Genomic DNA, 17,371 nt, shown 5'->3' on the forward strand with positions numbered 1-17,371 from the left:
CCGAAGGGTCGGCACGGACAACATGTCCAACGGCCGCTTTTCCTGCGGTGAAAGGGACTGCGGCGCGGAGGCGTCCAGCCGACGGTGTTGCGAAAGCCACTTTCGCAACCTTGAAGATTGGGAAAGTGGCTTTCACAACGCTTCACGTGGCCAAGGTGCCGGATGTGCCGAAGGGGACTTTCGCCGCATCCCATGCGGCGAAAGTCCCCTTCGTCCAGGAACCGTTGGCCCTCACCGGGCGAAAAGCGAGCCTCACACGGTGTCGAACTCCGACTCCAGTTCCTCGATCTCGTCCTTCCCCATGTCGACCAGTTCGAAGTCGGCGGCGGGTTTCCGCGCCGCGGGGACCTCGTCCGGCTCCTCCCCCAGCTCGACGAACGACGCGAGCCCCGCCGGGGTCCGGTACTCGAACACCTCCCGCGCGCCGAAGGTCATCCCCTCGCGCCGCGCCCGCGCCGCCAGCTGCATCGAGACGATCGAATCGCCGCCCAGCTCGAAGAAACTGTCGTCCGCGCCGACCCGCGCCAGCCCGAGCATCTCGGCGAACAGCTCACACAGCAGCCGTTCGATCTCCGTGACCGGTTCCCTGCCGGCGATGTGCCCGCTGAAATCGGGTTCCGGCAACGACTTTCGGTCGACCTTGCCGTTCGCGTTCACCGGCAGCGCGGCCAGCGCCATCACCACCGACGGCACCATGTACTCCGGCAACAGCCCGGCGATCCGCTCCCGCAGCCGCACCGGATCCACCCCCGCGCCGGACACGACGTACCCGATCAGCCGTCCATCACGGACCGCCACCACCGCCTGGTCGACGCCCGGCTGGTCCGCCAGTACCGCCTCGACCTCGCCCGGTTCCACGCGATAGCCGCGGATCTTGACCTGCGTGTCCGCCCGTCCGGCGAAGACCAGCTCGCCTTCGTCGTTCCAGTAGGCCAGGTCCCCCGTCCGGTACATGCGCTCGCCGGACGCGAACGGGTCGGCGACGAACCGTTCGGCCGTCAGCGCCGTCCGGCCCAGGTAGCCGTGCGCCACCCCGGCGCCCGCGATGTACAGGTCGCCCGCGACGCCCGGCGGCAGCGGCCGCAGGAAGACGTCCAGTACGTACAGCCGCCGTCCCGGATGCGGCTTCCCGATCGGCAGCGTCGTGCCCAGCTCGTCACCGGGCTCGATCACCTTCCACGACGCGCAGAACGTCGTTTCCGTCGGACCGTAAGTGTGGAGCACGCGCAGATCCGGACAGGCCTGCCGCACCCGCTCCACGGCACCGAGCGGCACCACGTCCCCGCCGGTCTGGAAGTACCGCAGCCCCGCGAAGCAGTCCGGCTTCTCCTGCACCAGCGCGCGGAACTGCCCGGCGGTGAAGTTCACCGAGGTGAGGCCTTCCGCCGCGTGGGCGGCGAGCCGGTCCGCGTCGATCACACCAGGGCCGGCGAGGATCACCCGCGCCCCCGCCACGAGCGGTACCAAGACCTCGTACAACGCCGGGTCGAACGTGTGCGGCGCGTGCATCAGCACCGCGTCGCCGGGGTGCAGGTCCCACACCTTGTACCCCAGCAGCGCCGCGACGCCGCCGTGCGAGACGGCCACGCCCTTCGGTGTCCCGGTCGACCCGGACGTGTACATCACGTACGCCAGATCGTTCGCACCGACCGGTACCAGCGAAGCCTCACCGGAAACGCGATCGTCCACGAGGATCCGCTGATATCCGGACGGCGTCGCGGTCCCGGCCCGGCACACCACCGCGGCCGCCGAGGAATCCTCCAGCATGAACGCGACCCGCTCGGCCGGATAGTCCGGATCGATCGGCACGTACACCGCCCCGGCCTTCCAGACCGCGAGCCAGGCCGCCAGCAGCTCCGCCGACCTTTCGACCACCACGCCGACACGGTCGCCGCGCCGCACACCCCGGGCTGTCAGCACCGTGGCGAGTTTCCCGGACCATTCGTCGAGTTCCGCGAACGACCATTCCCGGTCCGCGGCCACGATCGCCGTCGCGTGCGGGGTCCGTTTCACCTGACGGCCGAACATCTCCACCGCCGACGCCGCGTCGACGATGTCGTCCGTTTCGTTCCAGCGCTCGACCACCAGCGCACGCCCGGCGGCGTCCAGCACGTCCAGCCTGCCGACCGGCGTCCCCGGCTCCGCGATGATCTGCTCCAGCACCAGGGTGAGCCCGTCCAGCGCCGCCTTGGCGACGGAGTCTTCGACGACGTCCGCGTGATACTGCAGTTCGATTTCGAGGCTTTCGCCCGGCATGACACCCAGCGTGATCGCGTACGGCGTCGCCTGGTTGAAGTCCCGCAAGGTCAGGCTGAGCGCGGACGGCGAGTCGCTCGCCGGGTCGGCGTAGTTCTCGAACACGACGATCGTGTCGAAGCCCGCCTCGCCCAGTTTCTGGATCTCCGGAAGGCCGAGATGGTGGTGCGCCATCATCTCCGACTGCCGCCCCTGAAGCTCCGTGAGCATCCCCAAGACCGGCTGAGCCGCGTCCAACCGCACCCTCACCGGCACGGTGTTGATGAACAGGCCCACGGTCTGTTCCGCACCGGGCAGTTCGGCGGGCCGTCCGGAGACCACCGCGCCGAACACCACGTCCTGACGGCGGGAAAGCCTCGCCAGCACCAGCGACCACGCGCCCTGAACGAGCGTGTTGAACGTCAAACCGTTGCCACGAGCGAACTCGGCCAGCGCGGTGGTGAACTCCGGCGAATGACGGACCACCTCGCTCGACGGCAGCCCGTGCGCCTTGCCGGGGTTTTCCGGCAAACCGAGCGCCGAGCCGTCCGCTCCGTCCAGCTCCGTGCGCCAAGCCGCCTTGGCCGCCTCCTTGTCCTGCTTTCCCAGCCAGGCCAGGTAGTTCCCGTAGGAACCAGGGGCACGCGCGACGCCACCCGTCGCGTAGATCTCCAGGAGGTCCGCCTCCATGATCGCCCGCGACCAGCCGTCGATGAGCAGATGATGGCTCGTGGTCACCAGACAGTGCTTGTCCGGGCCGAGCCGGATCAGCATCAACCGCAGCAACGGCGGCCGCGTGAGGTCGAACCGCGCGGAGCGTTCCTTCTCCGCGATCACGCTCGCCTCGGCCAGTGCGTCCTCTTCGGACAGGTCGGACAGATCCCGTTCGGCCCACGGGAGTTTGACCTCCCGCGGGATGAGCTGGATCGTCTCGCCGTTCTTCCTCCGCTGGAAACTCGCCCGCAGCGCGGCATGCCTGCCGAGGACGATCTCCCAGGACTTCCGGAACCGTTCCGTGTCCAGGGGTCCGTCGATGATCTGCGACTGCTGGATGAGATGGATGTCGGGCGCCTCGTCGTCCAACGAGGCGTGGTAGAGCATGCCCGCCTGCATCGGGGAAAGCGGCCAGACTTCGGCCAGTGCCGATCCAGTGTTCGTCGAAGTGTTCACGATGCCCGGCCTTCGCTGAGTTCCGCTGCCAATGCTTCGAAGCTCTCGATCTCGTCCTGGTCCAATTCGAGGAGACCGAAATCGGATGCGGTGTGCCCGCCCGCGGCGGGGTCTTCCGCTTGGGCGGCCAGCCCGGACAACACGGCCAGCAGTTCCTGGACGAGTCGTTCGATCCCGGCCTCGTCGAACACGCCGTCCGACCATTCGAGCATGAGGATCAGTTCGGGCCCGTCCGGCAGGTCCTGGACGATCGCGTTGACGTCCAACCCGTGCGGCAGCCGCATGTCCGCGTCGATGGAGCCGCCGATCTCGCCGGTCTGCTGCCAAGCCCGCACGTCGCCACCGTCACCGGCGGCGAACCGCCCGAGGTAGTTGAACCCGATCCGCGCGGACGGCAGCTCCGCCAGCGAGAGCGCGGTTTCGGCGTTGAGGTAGCGCAGCAAGCCGTACCCGAGCCCGTCGCCGGGCACCGCGCGCGACTGTTCCTTGACGACCTTCAGCAACGTCCCCGCCGCCGCGTCCCCGGCGAGCACTCCGGCCAGGTCGATCCCGGAGACGTCGAGGCGGACCGGATGTGTGCTGGTGAACCAGCCCACCGTCCTGGACAGATCCATGCCCTCGGCGGGATGACGACCGTGGCCCTCGACGTCCACCAGCACCGAATCCGTCTCGCTCCACCGCGCCACGGCTCCCGCGAGCCCGGCCAGCAGGACCTCGTGCACACCGCAGTGGAACACCACCGGGGCCCGCCCGACCAGCACCGACGTCTCCGCCGAAGGCACCACCCACGACCGCGAGCGCACCTCGCCGACCGCGGCCTGCTGGGTTCCGGTTCCGACAATCGCCTGCCACGCGGGGAGTTCCGCGACCCGTTCAGCCGAAACGGCCCATTCCTCCAGCAGCCCCGCCCACCGCCGGAACGACACCGCCACCGGCTCCAGTTCCGGTTTCCGCCCGGCGGCGGCGGCCTCGCACGCGGCCTGCAGATCCGCCGCCAGTACCCGCCACGAAACCCCGTCGACCACGAGGTGATGCGCCACCACGATGATCCGGCCGACCCGTTCCGGTCCGGCGTCCAACCACACGGTTTGGACGACCACGCCGGCGGCGGGATCCAGCCGTCCGACGGCCTCCCGGGCCGCGGCAGTCTCGTCCGGCTCGCCTTCGACCTTCACCCGCGTGAAGATCCCGGCCGAGCCGCGTTCGCCGACCACCAGCCGTCCGTCGACGATCCGTGCCCGCAGCATGTCGTGCGTGTCCAGCACCGCTGTCAGCCCGGCGGTCAGCGTCTCTTCCGTCAGATCCGCGGGAGCGCCCAGGACGATCCACTGCGCGAACCCCGGGGCCGCGACGCCGTCCCCGAACAGCCGCATCACCGGCGTCATCGCGACTTCACCGACACCATCGGCCGCCACGGCCGACTCCTGCCGGGGAACCAGGGTCACCAGCTGCGCGAGCCGTTCGGGAGTCCGGTGCTCGAACACCTGCTTCGGCGTGAGCGAGATACCGTCACGACGCGCGCGGGACGCGACCTGCATGGACGAGATCGAATCCCCGCCCAGCTCGAAGAAACTGTCCTCGACCCCGGCCCGCGCCAGCCCGAGCACCTCGGCGAAGACCTCGCACAGGATCCGCTCGGCCTCGTTCGCCGGTTCCCTGCCGACCGTCTTCGACGAGAAATCCGGTTCGGGCAACGCCTTCCGGTCGATCTTGCCGTGCGGTGTCAGCGGCAGGACGTCCAGCGCCATCACGGCCGCGGGCACCATGTACGCCGGCATCCGCTCGGCGAGTTCGGTCCGCAGCGCCTCCGGGTCGACGTCGCCCGGCGACACGTAGGCCACCAGACGGCCCTCGCGAACGGTCACCGTCGCTTGGGTGACGCGAGGATTGTTGGACAGCGCGAACTCGATCTCGCGCGGCTCGACCCGGAACCCGCGGATCTTCACCTGGTCGTCGGCCCGGCCGGCGGACACCAGCTCGTCCTCGTCCGTCCAATAGGCGAGGTCGCCCGTCCGGTACATGCGCTCGCCGGGGACGAACGGATCGGCGACGAACCGCTCGGACGTCAGCGCCGCGCGGCCCAGATATCCCCGCGCCACCCCGATTCCGGCCAGGTACAGCTCACCGACGACGCCCCGCGGCAACGGGCGCAGGAACGCGTCCAGCAGATAGCCGCGGACACCGGCGATCGGCCCGCCGAACGGGATGATCTCGCCGTGCGGCGACAGCGGCATGCTCACCGTCGCGCAGATCGTGGTCTCGGTCGGCCCGTAGGCGTTCAGCATCCGGCGGTCGGCGGAAAGCCGGTCCACCAGTCCCGGCGGGCAGAGCTCGCCCGCCGCGGTCACCGTCCGCACGCCTGCCGGGAAGACGTCCACAGTGGCCAGCACCGACGGCGGTGCCTTCACATGCGTGACGTCCCAGCGCTCCAGCGTGTCGCTCAACGACGCCTGCGGCGGCAGATCCTCGTCCGGCGGCATCACCAGCGTCGCCCCGGAAAGCAACGCCATCATCACCTCGGACACGATGGTGTCGAAGCCGAGTGCCGCGAACTGCAGCACACGGGACGACGGCGTCACGGCGAGCCGTTCGATATGCGCCATCGCCAGGTTGCCCAGGCCCGAGTACGTGACGATGACACCCTTCGGCGTCCCCGTCGAGCCCGACGTGTAGATCACGTACGCCGCGTCGCGCATCCCCACCTTCGGCAAGGCCGCTTCCGGGGCCGCCGTCAGGTCGAGTTCGTCGAGCACGACGATCCGGTCGGCGAATTCCTCCGGTACCGCGTCGCGGGTCTTTCGCTGACACACCACCAGCATCGGATCCGCGCTGCCGAAGATCAGCTTCACCCGCTCGGCCGGATACGCCGGATCCACCGGGACGAAGACACCGCCCGCCAGCGAAACCCCGAGCATCCCGATGAGCCACCACGCGGACCGTCCCGCCACGAGCCCGACCCGGCGTTCGCGGTCGACCCCGCCCGCCCGCAGGACGGCGGCGAACCTCGTCGCGCGGTCCCACAGTTCCGCGTAGGTCAGGTCGCCTTCCCCGTCCGTGACCGCCACCGCGTCCGGCCGCTCGGCCGCCATCCGCCCGATCAGCTCCGGCAGCGGCTCGCCGTCCAGCAGCGCGGGTTCCCAGCGGGGCAACGGGATCTCACCCATTCCGGTCCGCCCGACGAGGGCGGACGGGTCCTCGACGACGGCGCCGAGCGCGCCGACGAACCAGTCCAGCAGGGAATCGGCGACGGCCCGGTCGATCTGCCCGCGCCAATAAGCGAGCTGGATCCGGAACTCGTCGCCGGGGATCACCCCGACGGTCACCGGGTAGTGCGTACCTTCGACCGTGCCCAGATACGAGAACTGGTCGGCGAAATCCCGCGGGTAGTTCTCGAACACCAACAGCGTGTCGAACAACGCGCCGGGTCCGGCCGTCTTCTGGATCTCCGTAAGACCCAGGTGCTGATGCGGCATCAAGGCGACCTGGCGCCGCTGCAGGCCGGTGAGCATGTCCACTATGGACTGTGTGCCGTCCAGTGAGACCCGCACCGGGATCGTGTTCATCATCAGCCCCGGCATCGCCTCCACACCGGGAAGTTCGGCGGGGCGGCAGGCGACCGTGGTGCCGAACACCACGTCGGTCCGCCGCGCGAGCCGCGCCAGCACCAGCGCCCACGCGCCCTGCACCACCGTGGCCAGTGTCAGCCCGTGGTCGCGGGCGAAACCGGTGAGCCGGGTGTAGAGCTCCGGCGCGAGATGGGTGACGCGGTAGTCGTAGTCCGTCGCCGCGTCCGATTTGGCGACCAGCCCGGGCACGTCGATGTCGGACAGCTCCGCCTGCCACGCCGTGCGCGCCGCTTCCTTGTCCTGCCTGTCCAACCACGCCAGATAGTCGCGGTACGAGGCGGCCGTCCGCTCCGGGAAACCCCCGGCGGTGTAAGCCGCCGACACCTCGTTGAGGATCACCGCCACCGACCAGCCGTCGGTCAGGATGTGGTGATTGACCACGAGCAGCCGGTGCCGGTCCTCGCCGACCTTGATCAGGACGAGCCGGAAAAGCGGCGCCTTGGCGAGATCGAACCGGTCCCGCTGCTCCGCCGCGGACAGCGCCTTGACGGCCTCCTCGACGTCCGCGCCGGACAGATCGACCTCGCGCCACGGCAGGTCGACATGACCGGCGACGGCCTGCACCGCCTTGCCCGAAGAGAGCCGGTGGAAGGTCAGCCGGAGCTCGGGGTGCCGGGCGAAGACCGCCTCCCACACCGAACGCAGCCTGGCGACGTCCAGCTCGCCGGTCAGCTCCACGATCCACTGGGTCTGGTAGATGTCGGGACCCTGGTCGTCGAGGGTCGTCTGGAAGAGCAAGCCCGCCTGGAGCGGCGCCAGCGGCCAGACCGCCACGGCGTCCGGGACCGCGGCCGCGAGTTCCGCCTCGTCTTCCGCGGTCAGCTCGATCAGAGGACCTGTGACCTGCTGATCGGCCGCCACGGCACCCGCCACCGCGGCCAGCCGTGCGGGTGTCTGCTCCCGGAAGATCTGCGACGGCGTCACCAGCAGACCGGCCTTCGCCGCACGGGCCGCCACGCGCACCGCGAGGATCGAATCCCCGCCCAGCGCGAAGAAGCCGTCGTCGACGCCCGCACCGGCCGAACCGAGCACTTCGGCGAACAGTCCACAAAGGACACGCTCGGTCTCCGTGACGGGTTCGCGTCCGCCGGTCTTCGCCGTGAAGTCGGGGGCGGGCAACGCCGCCCGGTCGACCTTGCCGTTACCGGTGAGCGGCAACGCGTCCACCGTCATCACCACGGCGGGGACCAGGTGGTCCGGCAGCACCGCGCCGAGCCGCTCGCGGACGAGAGCGGGATCGACGTCCGCCACGACGTAACCGATCAGCCGTCCGTCGATCGGCACCACGACGGCCTCGTGGACGTCCGGCTGGGCGGTCATCGCGGCTTCGACCTCGCCGGGTTCGACGCGGAAACCGCGGATCTTCACCTGGTCGTCGACGCGGCCCGCGAAGAGCAGCTCGCCGTCCGGTGTCCACTTCGCGAGGTCGCCGGTCCGGTACATCCTTTCGCCCGGCGCGAACGGATCCGCCACGAACCGCTCGGCCGTCAGCCCTGGCCGGGCGAGATAGCCGTCGGCGAGACCGGCGCCGGACAGGTACAGCTCGCCGACCACGTCCGGCGCCACCGGCCGCAGCGAGTCGTCCAGCACCCAGGCCCGGCGGCCGGAAAGCGGACGGCCGATCGGCAGGACCGAGACCGGCTCGTCCTCCGGTTCGAGCACGAACCAGGTGGCGCACAGCGTCGTCTCGGTCGGCCCGTACAGATGCCGGATCCGCGCGCCCGGCGCGGCCTGCCGGACGCGGTCCACCGCGTGCGCGGGCACCAGGTCCCCACCGGTCAGGATCTCGCGCAGCCCCGCGAACGATTCCGGCGCTTCCTCCGCCACCGCACGGAAACTGCCCGCGGTGAGATGCGCGCGCGTCACCCCGCCCGCGACCGCCTCCCGCAGGCGCCGCGCGTCCACCGGCCCCGGCTCGGCGATCACGACCCTGGCGCCCGACACCAGCGGAACCCAGATCTCGCACAGGGACGCGTCGAAGGAATGCGGCGCGTGCATGAGGACCGCGTCGTCGGGTTCCATCGCCCAGCCGGGATCCCCCACCAGTTCCGCGACGCTGGCGTGCGGGACGGCCACGCCCTTCGGTTTGCCCGTCGACCCGGACGTGTACATCACGTACGCCAGGTCTTCCGGGCTCGCCGGGACGACCGCGGCCTCGCCCGCGTCGTCCGTGACGAGAAGGGACTCGATCCCCGCCGGGACGCCGTCGCGGGTCGCGGCGGAGCACAGCATCAGGGACGCGCCCGAATCCTCGACCATGAACGCCACCCGCGGCGCGGGGTACGAGGCGTCCACCGGCACGTAGGCCGCGCCCGCCTTCCAGACGGCGAGCAGCGCCACCAGCAGATCCGCCGAACGGTCCAGCATGACCGCGACCCGGCGGGCGCCGCGGGCGATCAGCCGCCCGGCCAGCCTGCCCGCGAGTTCGTCGAGCTCCCGGTAGGTGAGGACCCGGTCCCCGTCGGCCACGGCCACCGCGTCCGGTGCCCGGTCCACCTGCCGGGCGAAGAGGGCCGGCACCGTCGACGCGGCCTGCGCTGCGGAACTCATCGTCATCCTCCGTAGACCACGGTGTCCAGCGGTTCAGGCTCTTCGTCGAACTCGTCTTCCTCGGGCTCCGGTTTGGCCGCGTTGTTCTCCGGCCTGGCGAACTGCGTGTGATAGAGCTCCGAGTACAGCCCGCCCCGTGCCAGCAATTCGTCGTGCGTGCCGCGTTCACGGACCGTTCCGCCGTCGATCACGAGGATCTGGTCGGCCTCGCGGATCGTGGACAACCGGTGCGCGATCACCAGCGACGTCCGGCTGCGCAGCGCGGTCTTGAGCGCCCGCTGGACGGCGGCCTCCGACTCGGAGTCCAGATGCGCGGTCGCCTCGTCGAGCACGACGACCGTGGGCGCCTTCAGCAACAGCCGCGCGATGGCGAGCCGCTGCTTCTCCCCACCGGACATGCGGTAGCCGCGATCGCCGGTGACGGTGTCGAACCCGCGGGGCAGGGACTGGATCAGCTCCCAGATCTGCGCCCCCTTGCAGGCTTCGATCAGCTCGTCCTCGGTGGCCGTCGGGCTGGCGTAGAGCAGGTTCTCCCGGATCGTGTCGTGGAAGAGGTAGGCGTCCTGGCTGACCACCCCGACCGTCCCGCGGATCGAGTCGAAGGTCAGGTCGCGCAGATCGTGGCCGTCGAAGCGGACCGCTCCCGAATTCGGGTCGTACAGCCGCGACACCAGATGCGTGATGGTGCTCTTGCCGGCGCCGGACGGGCCGACGAGCGCGGTCAGGGTTCCGGCGGGGACCTCGAAGCTGATGCCGCGCAGGACGTCCGCCGTGACGTCGCCGTGTTCCCGTTTGGTCCGCAGGTGCTCGAGCGACGCCAGCGAAACCTCGTCCGCGGTGGGATAGCGGAACGCCACGTCGTCGAACTCGATACCCGGCGCGACGTCCTTTTCGAGCTCCTTCGCGTCCGGGCGTTCCTGGATCAGCGGCTTCAGGTCGAGCAGCTCGAAGATCCGGGAGAAGCTCACCACGACGGTCTGCGCGGTCTCCTGCATCCCCGACAGCTGCGTGATCGGCCCGAACAGGCGCCCGAGCAGGGTGGCGATGGCGATGAGCGTCCCGAGCTGGAACGCACCGTCGATCACGAGCCCGCCGCCGACGCCGTAGACGACCGCCGTGGCGATCGAGGCCATCAGCGCCATCATGGCGAAGGACATCCGGGCCCAGATGGAGATGCTCACGCCGATCTTGCGGATCTTCCCGGCGCGCGTGCGGTAGTCGGCCATCTCCTCGTCCGGGCGGCCGAAGAGCTTGGAGAGCATCGCGCCCTGGACGTTGAACCGCTCGTGGAGCAGGCCGCCGAGACCGGCGTTCGTCTCCATCAACGTTCCCGTGCGCCGCTGGATGATCCGTCCCACCCAGATCCAGGGCACGACGAACAGCGGCACCAGCACCAGCGTGACGAGCGCGACGAGCCAGGACAGGTAGAACAGTTCGGCCAGCACCAGCAGGACGGTGACCACGCTGGTGGCCGCCATCAGCAGATGACCGAACGCCTGCTGCGCCATGATGAGCTCGGTGTGCAGCCTGCCGACCAGCACCCCGGTCTGGGTGCGGGTGAAGAACGCGATCGGCAGCCTCCGGACGTGATCCAGCGCCTGCACGCGGAGGTCGTAGGTGACGCCCTCCCCGATCTTCGCGGAGACGTACGCCGACATCAGCGACAACAACGCGCCCGCGACGGCCAGCCCGGCGGTCAGGACCGCCATCAGGATCACGACACCGAAGTCGTTCTTGAGGATGCCGCCGTCGATGAGTTCCTTCATCAGCAACGGGGTCGCGATGACGACGAACGCCTCCATCGCGGCGATGAGGACGAACAGCGCCACCTTGCCGACATGGGGACGGAAGTACGCGAGGACTCTGCGCACCGTCCCGGGGCGGACCCGGTTCGACCAGGGATCGGGGTCGTCATCGCTCTTGGGCGACGCCCCGAAGCGCAACATTACTTCCATTTGGGCATCCCTCTCACGCACGAAGTCGGCGAGCTCAATCGTGCTGAATCGTGTCGATGTCCACGAGTGGCCCCGGGAACACCGCCGTCTCTTCGTCCACAAAGGACTCGCGTGGTCCGCCCCCGAGCACGCGAGTTCCGGCTCCGAACACGCATGGGCGGTACTGAATCACGATGACTTGCTACCCGATGGCCGGGATCCGGCCGTGGCCGTCCACGCCCCGGCGCAGCAGTTCCGTCAGATCGTCCAGGTCACCGGCCCGCAGCGCGGTGGCCGCCGCGGCGAGGTCGGCCGCGATGCGGTCGAGCACCGCCGCCACCGGAACCGCGTTGCCGGAGAGAATCCTCCGCCACAGCAAAGGATTTCCGGCCGCGATCCGCGTGACGTCCCGTAACCCCTGCCCGGCGAGGCTCAGGGCGACGTCGTCGCCGCTCGCCAGGCTCGCCGCCACCGCCGAGGCGGCGACGTGCGGGGCGTGCGACACCAGCGCCACCGCCGAGTCGTGCTCGGCGGCGCCGACGGTGACGACCTCCGCACCGCACAGCGCCACCAGTTCGCGGGTCAGCCGCAGTGCCTCCGCCCCGGTTCCGGGGCCGGGGCACAGCGCCCAAGGGCGGCCGGCGAACAACCCCGCCCGCGCCGCCGCCGGACCGGACCGCTCCCGGCCGGCGAGCGGATGCCCTGGTACGTAAGAGGTCATGTCGCAGCCGAGGCGCTCCGCGTCGGCGATCGGATCGACCTTGACGCTGGCCACGTCGGTGTACGCCCGCGCCGCGCCCCGCTTCTGGAGTTCGGCCAGCCGCTCCCCCACGAGCTGCGGCGGGACCGCGATCACCGCCAGGTCCACTTCCTCGCCGGTCCATTCGCGCCCGGCGCCGAGCTCCCGCGCCACCCGGACGGCTTGCGCGTCGATGTCGGAGAGATGAACCGCCACACCCTTTTCCCGAAGGGACAACGCGGCCGAAGTGCCGATCAGGCCGGTGCCGACGACAAGCGCCTTCTCGATGGTCACAGCTACTTCTTAGGCCGCCCACCCGGTGATGTCGAGCGACGGGGCCTGGGCACCGCGCAAGAGAAAAGGGGACTTTCACCGCGTGAAGCGGAAAAGTCCCCTTCGCCCCGTCCGTGCCTACCCGATGCCGTCCGCGCTCATCGTGCGGCCAGATCGGTCGCCCGGTTCTCCAGATGATCCGCGAACCCCGCCCAGACCCGGGCGTGATCCCTGGCGAAACCGGCGACCACGCCGTACAGATGCGGCGGGACACCGTGCAGGATCCGTTCCCATTCCTGCCCGTCCATGGAGTGCATGGCGAGCATGCGCAACAGGATCCGGCCGACCTCGCTCAGCCGCAGCGCCGGGTCGGCCTTGAGCCGCTCCAGGACGGTGAGCCGTTCCCGGTCCAGCGAATGACCGAGGTCGGTTTCGGTGAGGCTCAACGGATCCGGCTTGGTCCGCAGTCTCCTGGTCCCGTCCGGGGTCGGGCTCTCACCACGCTCCAGCCTGCCGCGCACGTCCCGCACCGTCTCCGGGGAGATGCCGACCTGCTTGGCGACCTGACGGAGCGACAAGCCGGGATCATTGCGGATCAGGTCGGCGGCGAGCTTCCGCCGCTCCGAACTGTCCACTGGACGGATCCGCCCGTCCCGCCCGATCCTGGCGCCGCTTCCGCCTTCGCCGCCACGTTTGCGCAGGTCCGCCACCGTGCCGGCGGAAATGCCGGTCGCCGAGGCCACCCGCCGGTCGGACCACTGCGGATGCGTCCCGATGATCTGGACGGCCGCCCGTTTCCGATCCGCGAGCGAAAGCGGCAACCCGTGCCGGATGTTCGCTTCCACCGCGAGGACGAAGGCGTCGGACTCGGCGCCGTCGATGAACCTCGCGGAAATTTTCGTATCGCCCCTGACTCGTGCCGCCTTCAGCCGGTGCAGGCCATCGACCACCTGCATCGTCGGGCGGTGAACGAGAATGGGCGGAAGCTCCCACTCCGCCGACAACAGTGTCTCGACGTGCTCTGGATCCTCGCCCGAAGTCCGCGGCGAACAGGCAGAAGACAGTCTCGACAGCTCGATTTCGACGACAGGGAGAGCGGACAAGTCAACTCTCGTCGGATCCACCTAGCCCCCATTGAATCTGTTGATTCATCAACTATTTGGACACGCCACGAAACCCCACCGTCCAACTGCTCGGCTTCGGCGGTTGGACACCATGAACCCGTCCGATGCCGGCCTCGGCCGTTGGACGGGATGCCCTCGACGGTGAGGATCCCTCAAGCGCCGACGGGCGGAGCCGCGTGCGAGCGGCCCGCCACAACGGTCTCCCAGTTGACCGTTCGGCGCGTATTCCGACGAACTACCGAAGCTGAACGGCATCCTCCCATCGCCCCGACGGCGATCTGCGAGACGAACACTGACGGAACGGCTGCCCGCTTCAGTGCGAGGTCTCGGACATGTCCGATCTTATGGTTCCGGTTCAGAGGTTCGGCGAGTGAAGTCTTTGGTCTGCCTCGTGGTCGCGAGTCACCCGACGCGTCCCCCCTGTCCCCAGTAAAGCGCGCACACCATGTCAGCCCCAGCTGATGCGCACATGTGCAGCATGGCATGAACAATCCATGTCGGCAATTGACGAACAGTGTGATTTTCGTAGTGAAGGGAGTCCACAAGATCAATATCCGAAACTCCGCATGCGGTATTGACTCGATTGGCGAACATAAGTAAAGCACCCGCGTACACGCTTGTCCGGGCACTCCGGATTGGGCTGTTCGCAGGCTCCCTTAGGCCGTTCGCGCGGCTTGCCTTCTACTCGGAGGATCACCGCCCCCGTCGGTTCACGTTCCGTTCTTCGACACTTGTTCACACGAACGGCCGAGTCCGCTTCCCACGGTCTGGTCGGCGTGGAACGCCGGGAGCAAAGTGAAGGCAGGCATGATGTAAAGCGGTCAGCCCCAGGCCATCCACGACGTCGTGGCACCCCCGGCAATTCATGGGATGAAATGGTGTTCGCGACCGGTTGGACGGATACACCCGGAAAACGTGAAGGCCCCGTTGCCTCGGCTGAGCCGAGGGAACGGGGCCTTCACGCGCGCCCGTCTACTCGATGGGGAAATCGAAATAGGTGTCCGGGTGAGGCTCGTCCTTCAGGGTGTAGTGCCACCACTCGCACTCGTACGAACTGAAGCCCGAGCCCTCCATGACCGCGCAGAGGTGCGCGCGGTTCTTCGCGGCCTCTTCCGGCACACCGTCGGCACCGTGGTGCGAGACGACGTCCATCAGGTCGTGGTCGCCGCCCATGTCGGCGAGCTCACCGGTGACCAGGCGATAGAGCGTCAGGTCCACCGTGCTGCCCCGGCTGTGCCCGGACTTGGTGGCCACATAGCCCTGTTCGAACATCTGGGGTCGCTCGATGTTCGGGTAGTGCCTGGCCTTCTTCCGGCCGTCCTCGGGCTCTTCCGCCCAGCGCATGAACCGGTCCACGGCGCGCTGCGGGCGGTACACGTCCCAAAGGAGCAGGCCGAAGCCGAGCTCCGCGGCCTTGTCCCGCGCCTTTTCCAGCGCCGCGCAGAACGCACGCGTGCCGACGACGCGGTTCACCAGGTAGCCGTCCACCGGCTTGCCGGTGAAGTTGTCCCACGTGGCGTACTTGGCGTCCCAGCGGATTCCGGAGACGACCTCGTCGACGAAGACGAAATCATCCCTCATTCGTCACGTCCGCCAGCGTCAGCGTCACCAGGCGGTCGATCACGTCGCCGAGCGAGAGGCCGGCGGCGTTCATCATCCGCGGGTAACGGCTGTACGAGGTCAGGCCGGGCAGGGTGTTGACCTCGTTGAGCACGACACTGCCGTCCTCCTTGAGGAACAGGTCCACCCGCGCGAGCCCGCTGCAACCCAGCGCGCGGTAGATGACCTTGGCCGTCTGCTGCACGAGGTCGCGCGAAGAGTCCGGGATGTCCGCGGGGACGATGAAGCTGGAGTTCTCGGAACCGGTCTCGGGGCTCTCCTCCTGGTGGATCTTGAAGAAGCCGTGGGTCAGCGCGACCCGGTCGACCTCGCCCGCGAACAGGTCCTCGCCGTCGCCCAGGATCGAGCAGCCGATCTCGCTGCCGATGACGGCCTCTTCGATCAGGATCTTCGCGTCGTACTGGCGCGCCTCCGCCAGCGCGGCGGGCAGCTCTTCCTTCGAGGAGACCTTGCTGACGCCGAACGACGAGCCGGAGCGGGCGGGCTTCACGAAGACCGGGTAGTTCAGCTCGTCCGCGTCGACGTCCTTGTCCGGCGTGACGATGTGGAAGGTCGGCGTCGCGATACCGGCACCGTTGACGACGGAGTACGTGAGGGACTTGTCGATGCACATGACCGAGCTCGGGAGGTCGCAGCCGACGTAGGGGACGCCGGAGATCTCCAGCAGGCCCTGCATCGCGCCGTCTTCACCGAACTTGCCGTGCAGCACCGGCAGCACCACGTCGAGGGCGATCGTCTCGTACTTGCCCTCGTCCAGGACGAGCAGACCGTGCACCCCGCGGTCCGGCGACAGGACGGCCGGGCGGACGTTCCCGTTCTCCCAGTCCTCGGCGGGCCCGTCGCACAGCATCCAGGAGCCGCTCCGGGTGATCCCGATGTAGTACGGCTCGTACTTCTCGAGATCGAGGTTCTTCTGGACCTCACGCGCAGATTTGATGGAGATAGGATGTTCTTCGGAAAGCCCGCCGAACAGAATTCCGATTTTCAGCCTACCCATACTACTTCCCGCTTTCGAATTGGAGACAATTGATGATGGAGTTTTCAACAGTGTCACTCAGTGCGTGGTCCGTGTAATAGGCGGTATGCGGACTGATGAGCACGTTCGGCAGCTTTTCCAGCCGCAGCAACGTCTCGCTCTCGAGCGGCTTGTTCCGGCAGTCGGCGTAGAAGATCCCTTCCTCTCCTTCGACGACGTCCAATGCCGCTCCGCCCAGTTTTCCGTCTTCCAGTGCCGAAATGAGGGCTTCGGTTTCGATGAGCGGGCCACGTCCGGTGTTGATGATGTACGCGCCGTCCTTCATCCGCTCGATGTTCTCGCGGTCGAGGAGATGATATGTGTCCGTATTGAGCGGCACATGGAGCGTCACGATGTCGCTCTGCTGGAGCAATTCGTCGAGCGGAACGTAATCGGCCGACGCGGTCAGCAGCGTGTCGTAGGCCAGCACCCGGCAGCCGAAACCACGCAGCCGGTCCAGCACCGCGACCCCGATCCGCCCTGTTCCGACCACGCCGACGGTCAGATCGCGCAGCTCTTTCCCGCGCACCTCGTTCAGCCGGTAGTCGTGCACCTCGGTGCGGCGGACGATGGACTTGGCGTCGCGCACCGCCATCAGCATCAGCATCAGCGTGAAATCGGCCACGCTGTCGGGCGAGTAGGCGACATTGCCCACGGTGATACCGACGCTCGCCGCGTAGTCCACATCGATGTGGTTGAAGCCGATGCTCCGGGTGGAGATGTATTCGACACCCGCTTTGCCGAGTTCGAGAAGAATGGAGTTCGTGACCTTGGTCTTGTGACCGATACTGATGCACCGATTTCCGGAGACCAGCCCGATATTGGCCTCGGATACCGGCTCGTCCACAATGGTCGGAATCACGCCGAAACGAGGAGCCATCTCCCGGAACAAGGCGGCCTCGTCCGATCCGCAACCATAAATCGTGATTCCCCTCGCCAAGACGGCCGAGGAGGAGGCGGACGCCGGCGATCCGGTGCGGGGGGCAGCTGATCGCGCTGGTTCGCTGTGGGTCATGCCCGACATTGTAGGCAGCGCGTTGTTGCCGCTTCTTATGGGGTTTTCGATGCCCCGACAATAAGTTACC

The 17,371-nt window shown here is 68.4% G+C and carries 6 protein-coding genes and 1 pseudogene; all 7 read right to left on the bottom strand.

The window, feature by feature from the left end:
- Positions 1-252: 252 nt before the first annotated feature.
- The 7 genes and pseudogenes from ACSMFO_RS15800 to vanH all read right to left on the bottom strand — a co-directional run bounded on the left by ACSMFO_RS15800 (position 253) and on the right by vanH (position 17,301).
- Positions 253-9,551: pseudogene (locus tag ACSMFO_RS15800) on the bottom strand (amino acid adenylation domain-containing protein).
- Positions 9,552-9,583: 32 nt separating this feature from the next.
- A complete protein-coding gene (locus ACSMFO_RS15805; RefSeq protein ID WP_436459192.1) occupies positions 9,584-11,536 on the bottom strand; it encodes an ABC transporter ATP-binding protein in 1,953 nt (650 codons plus the stop codon).
- 181 nt (positions 11,537-11,717) lie between these two features.
- Entirely contained in the window at positions 11,718-12,548 is an 831-nt protein-coding gene (locus ACSMFO_RS15810) for a prephenate dehydrogenase (protein ID WP_436459194.1), read from the bottom strand.
- A 137-nt stretch (positions 12,549-12,685) separates the two neighbouring features.
- Positions 12,686-13,483, bottom strand: coding sequence for a winged helix-turn-helix transcriptional regulator (locus ACSMFO_RS15815; RefSeq protein ID WP_436459195.1), 798 nt, complete (start codon positions 13,481-13,483; stop codon positions 12,686-12,688).
- 1,140 nt (positions 13,484-14,623) lie between these two features.
- Complete coding sequence (gene vanX / locus ACSMFO_RS15820; RefSeq protein WP_436459197.1) at positions 14,624-15,232, bottom strand: D-Ala-D-Ala dipeptidase VanX; 609 nt, start codon at positions 15,230-15,232, stop codon at positions 14,624-14,626.
- Positions 15,222-16,268 carry a D-alanine--(R)-lactate ligase VanA-Ao2 gene (gene vanA-Ao2, locus ACSMFO_RS15825; protein WP_436459199.1) on the bottom strand — a complete coding sequence of 349 codons (1,047 nt, stop codon included), beginning with the start codon at positions 16,266-16,268 and terminating at the stop codon, positions 15,222-15,224. The genes vanX and vanA-Ao2 overlap by 11 nt, the downstream gene beginning before the upstream one ends.
- 1 nt (position 16,269) lies before the next feature.
- Positions 16,270-17,301 (bottom strand): VanH-AOV family D-lactate dehydrogenase, encoded by a 1,032-nt coding sequence (gene vanH, locus ACSMFO_RS15830; protein WP_073848014.1) that lies wholly within the window; start codon positions 17,299-17,301, stop codon positions 16,270-16,272.
- Positions 17,302-17,371 lie beyond the last annotated feature (70 nt).

This window comes from Amycolatopsis sp. w19 (assembly GCF_051373225.1).
In the GTDB taxonomy this organism is placed as follows: Bacteria; Actinomycetota; Actinomycetes; order Mycobacteriales; family Pseudonocardiaceae; genus Amycolatopsis; species Amycolatopsis japonica.

Bases quoted from the DNA above. Each gene is read 5' to 3' on its own strand.
- vanA-Ao2 (WP_436459199.1), bottom strand. From the start codon at position 16,268: ATGGGTAGGCTGAAAATCGGAATTCTGTTCGGCGGGCTTTCCGAAGAA.
- ACSMFO_RS15815 (WP_436459195.1), bottom strand. From the start codon at position 13,483: ATGCAGGTGGTCGATGGCCTGCACCGGCTGAAGGCGGCACGAGTCAGG.
- vanH (WP_073848014.1), bottom strand. From the start codon at position 17,301: ATGACCCACAGCGAACCAGCGCGATCAGCTGCCCCCCGCACCGGATCG.
- ACSMFO_RS15805 (WP_436459192.1), bottom strand. From the start codon at position 11,536: ATGGAAGTAATGTTGCGCTTCGGGGCGTCGCCCAAGAGCGATGACGAC.
- vanX (WP_436459197.1), bottom strand. From the start codon at position 15,232: ATGAGGGATGATTTCGTCTTCGTCGACGAGGTCGTCTCCGGAATCCGC.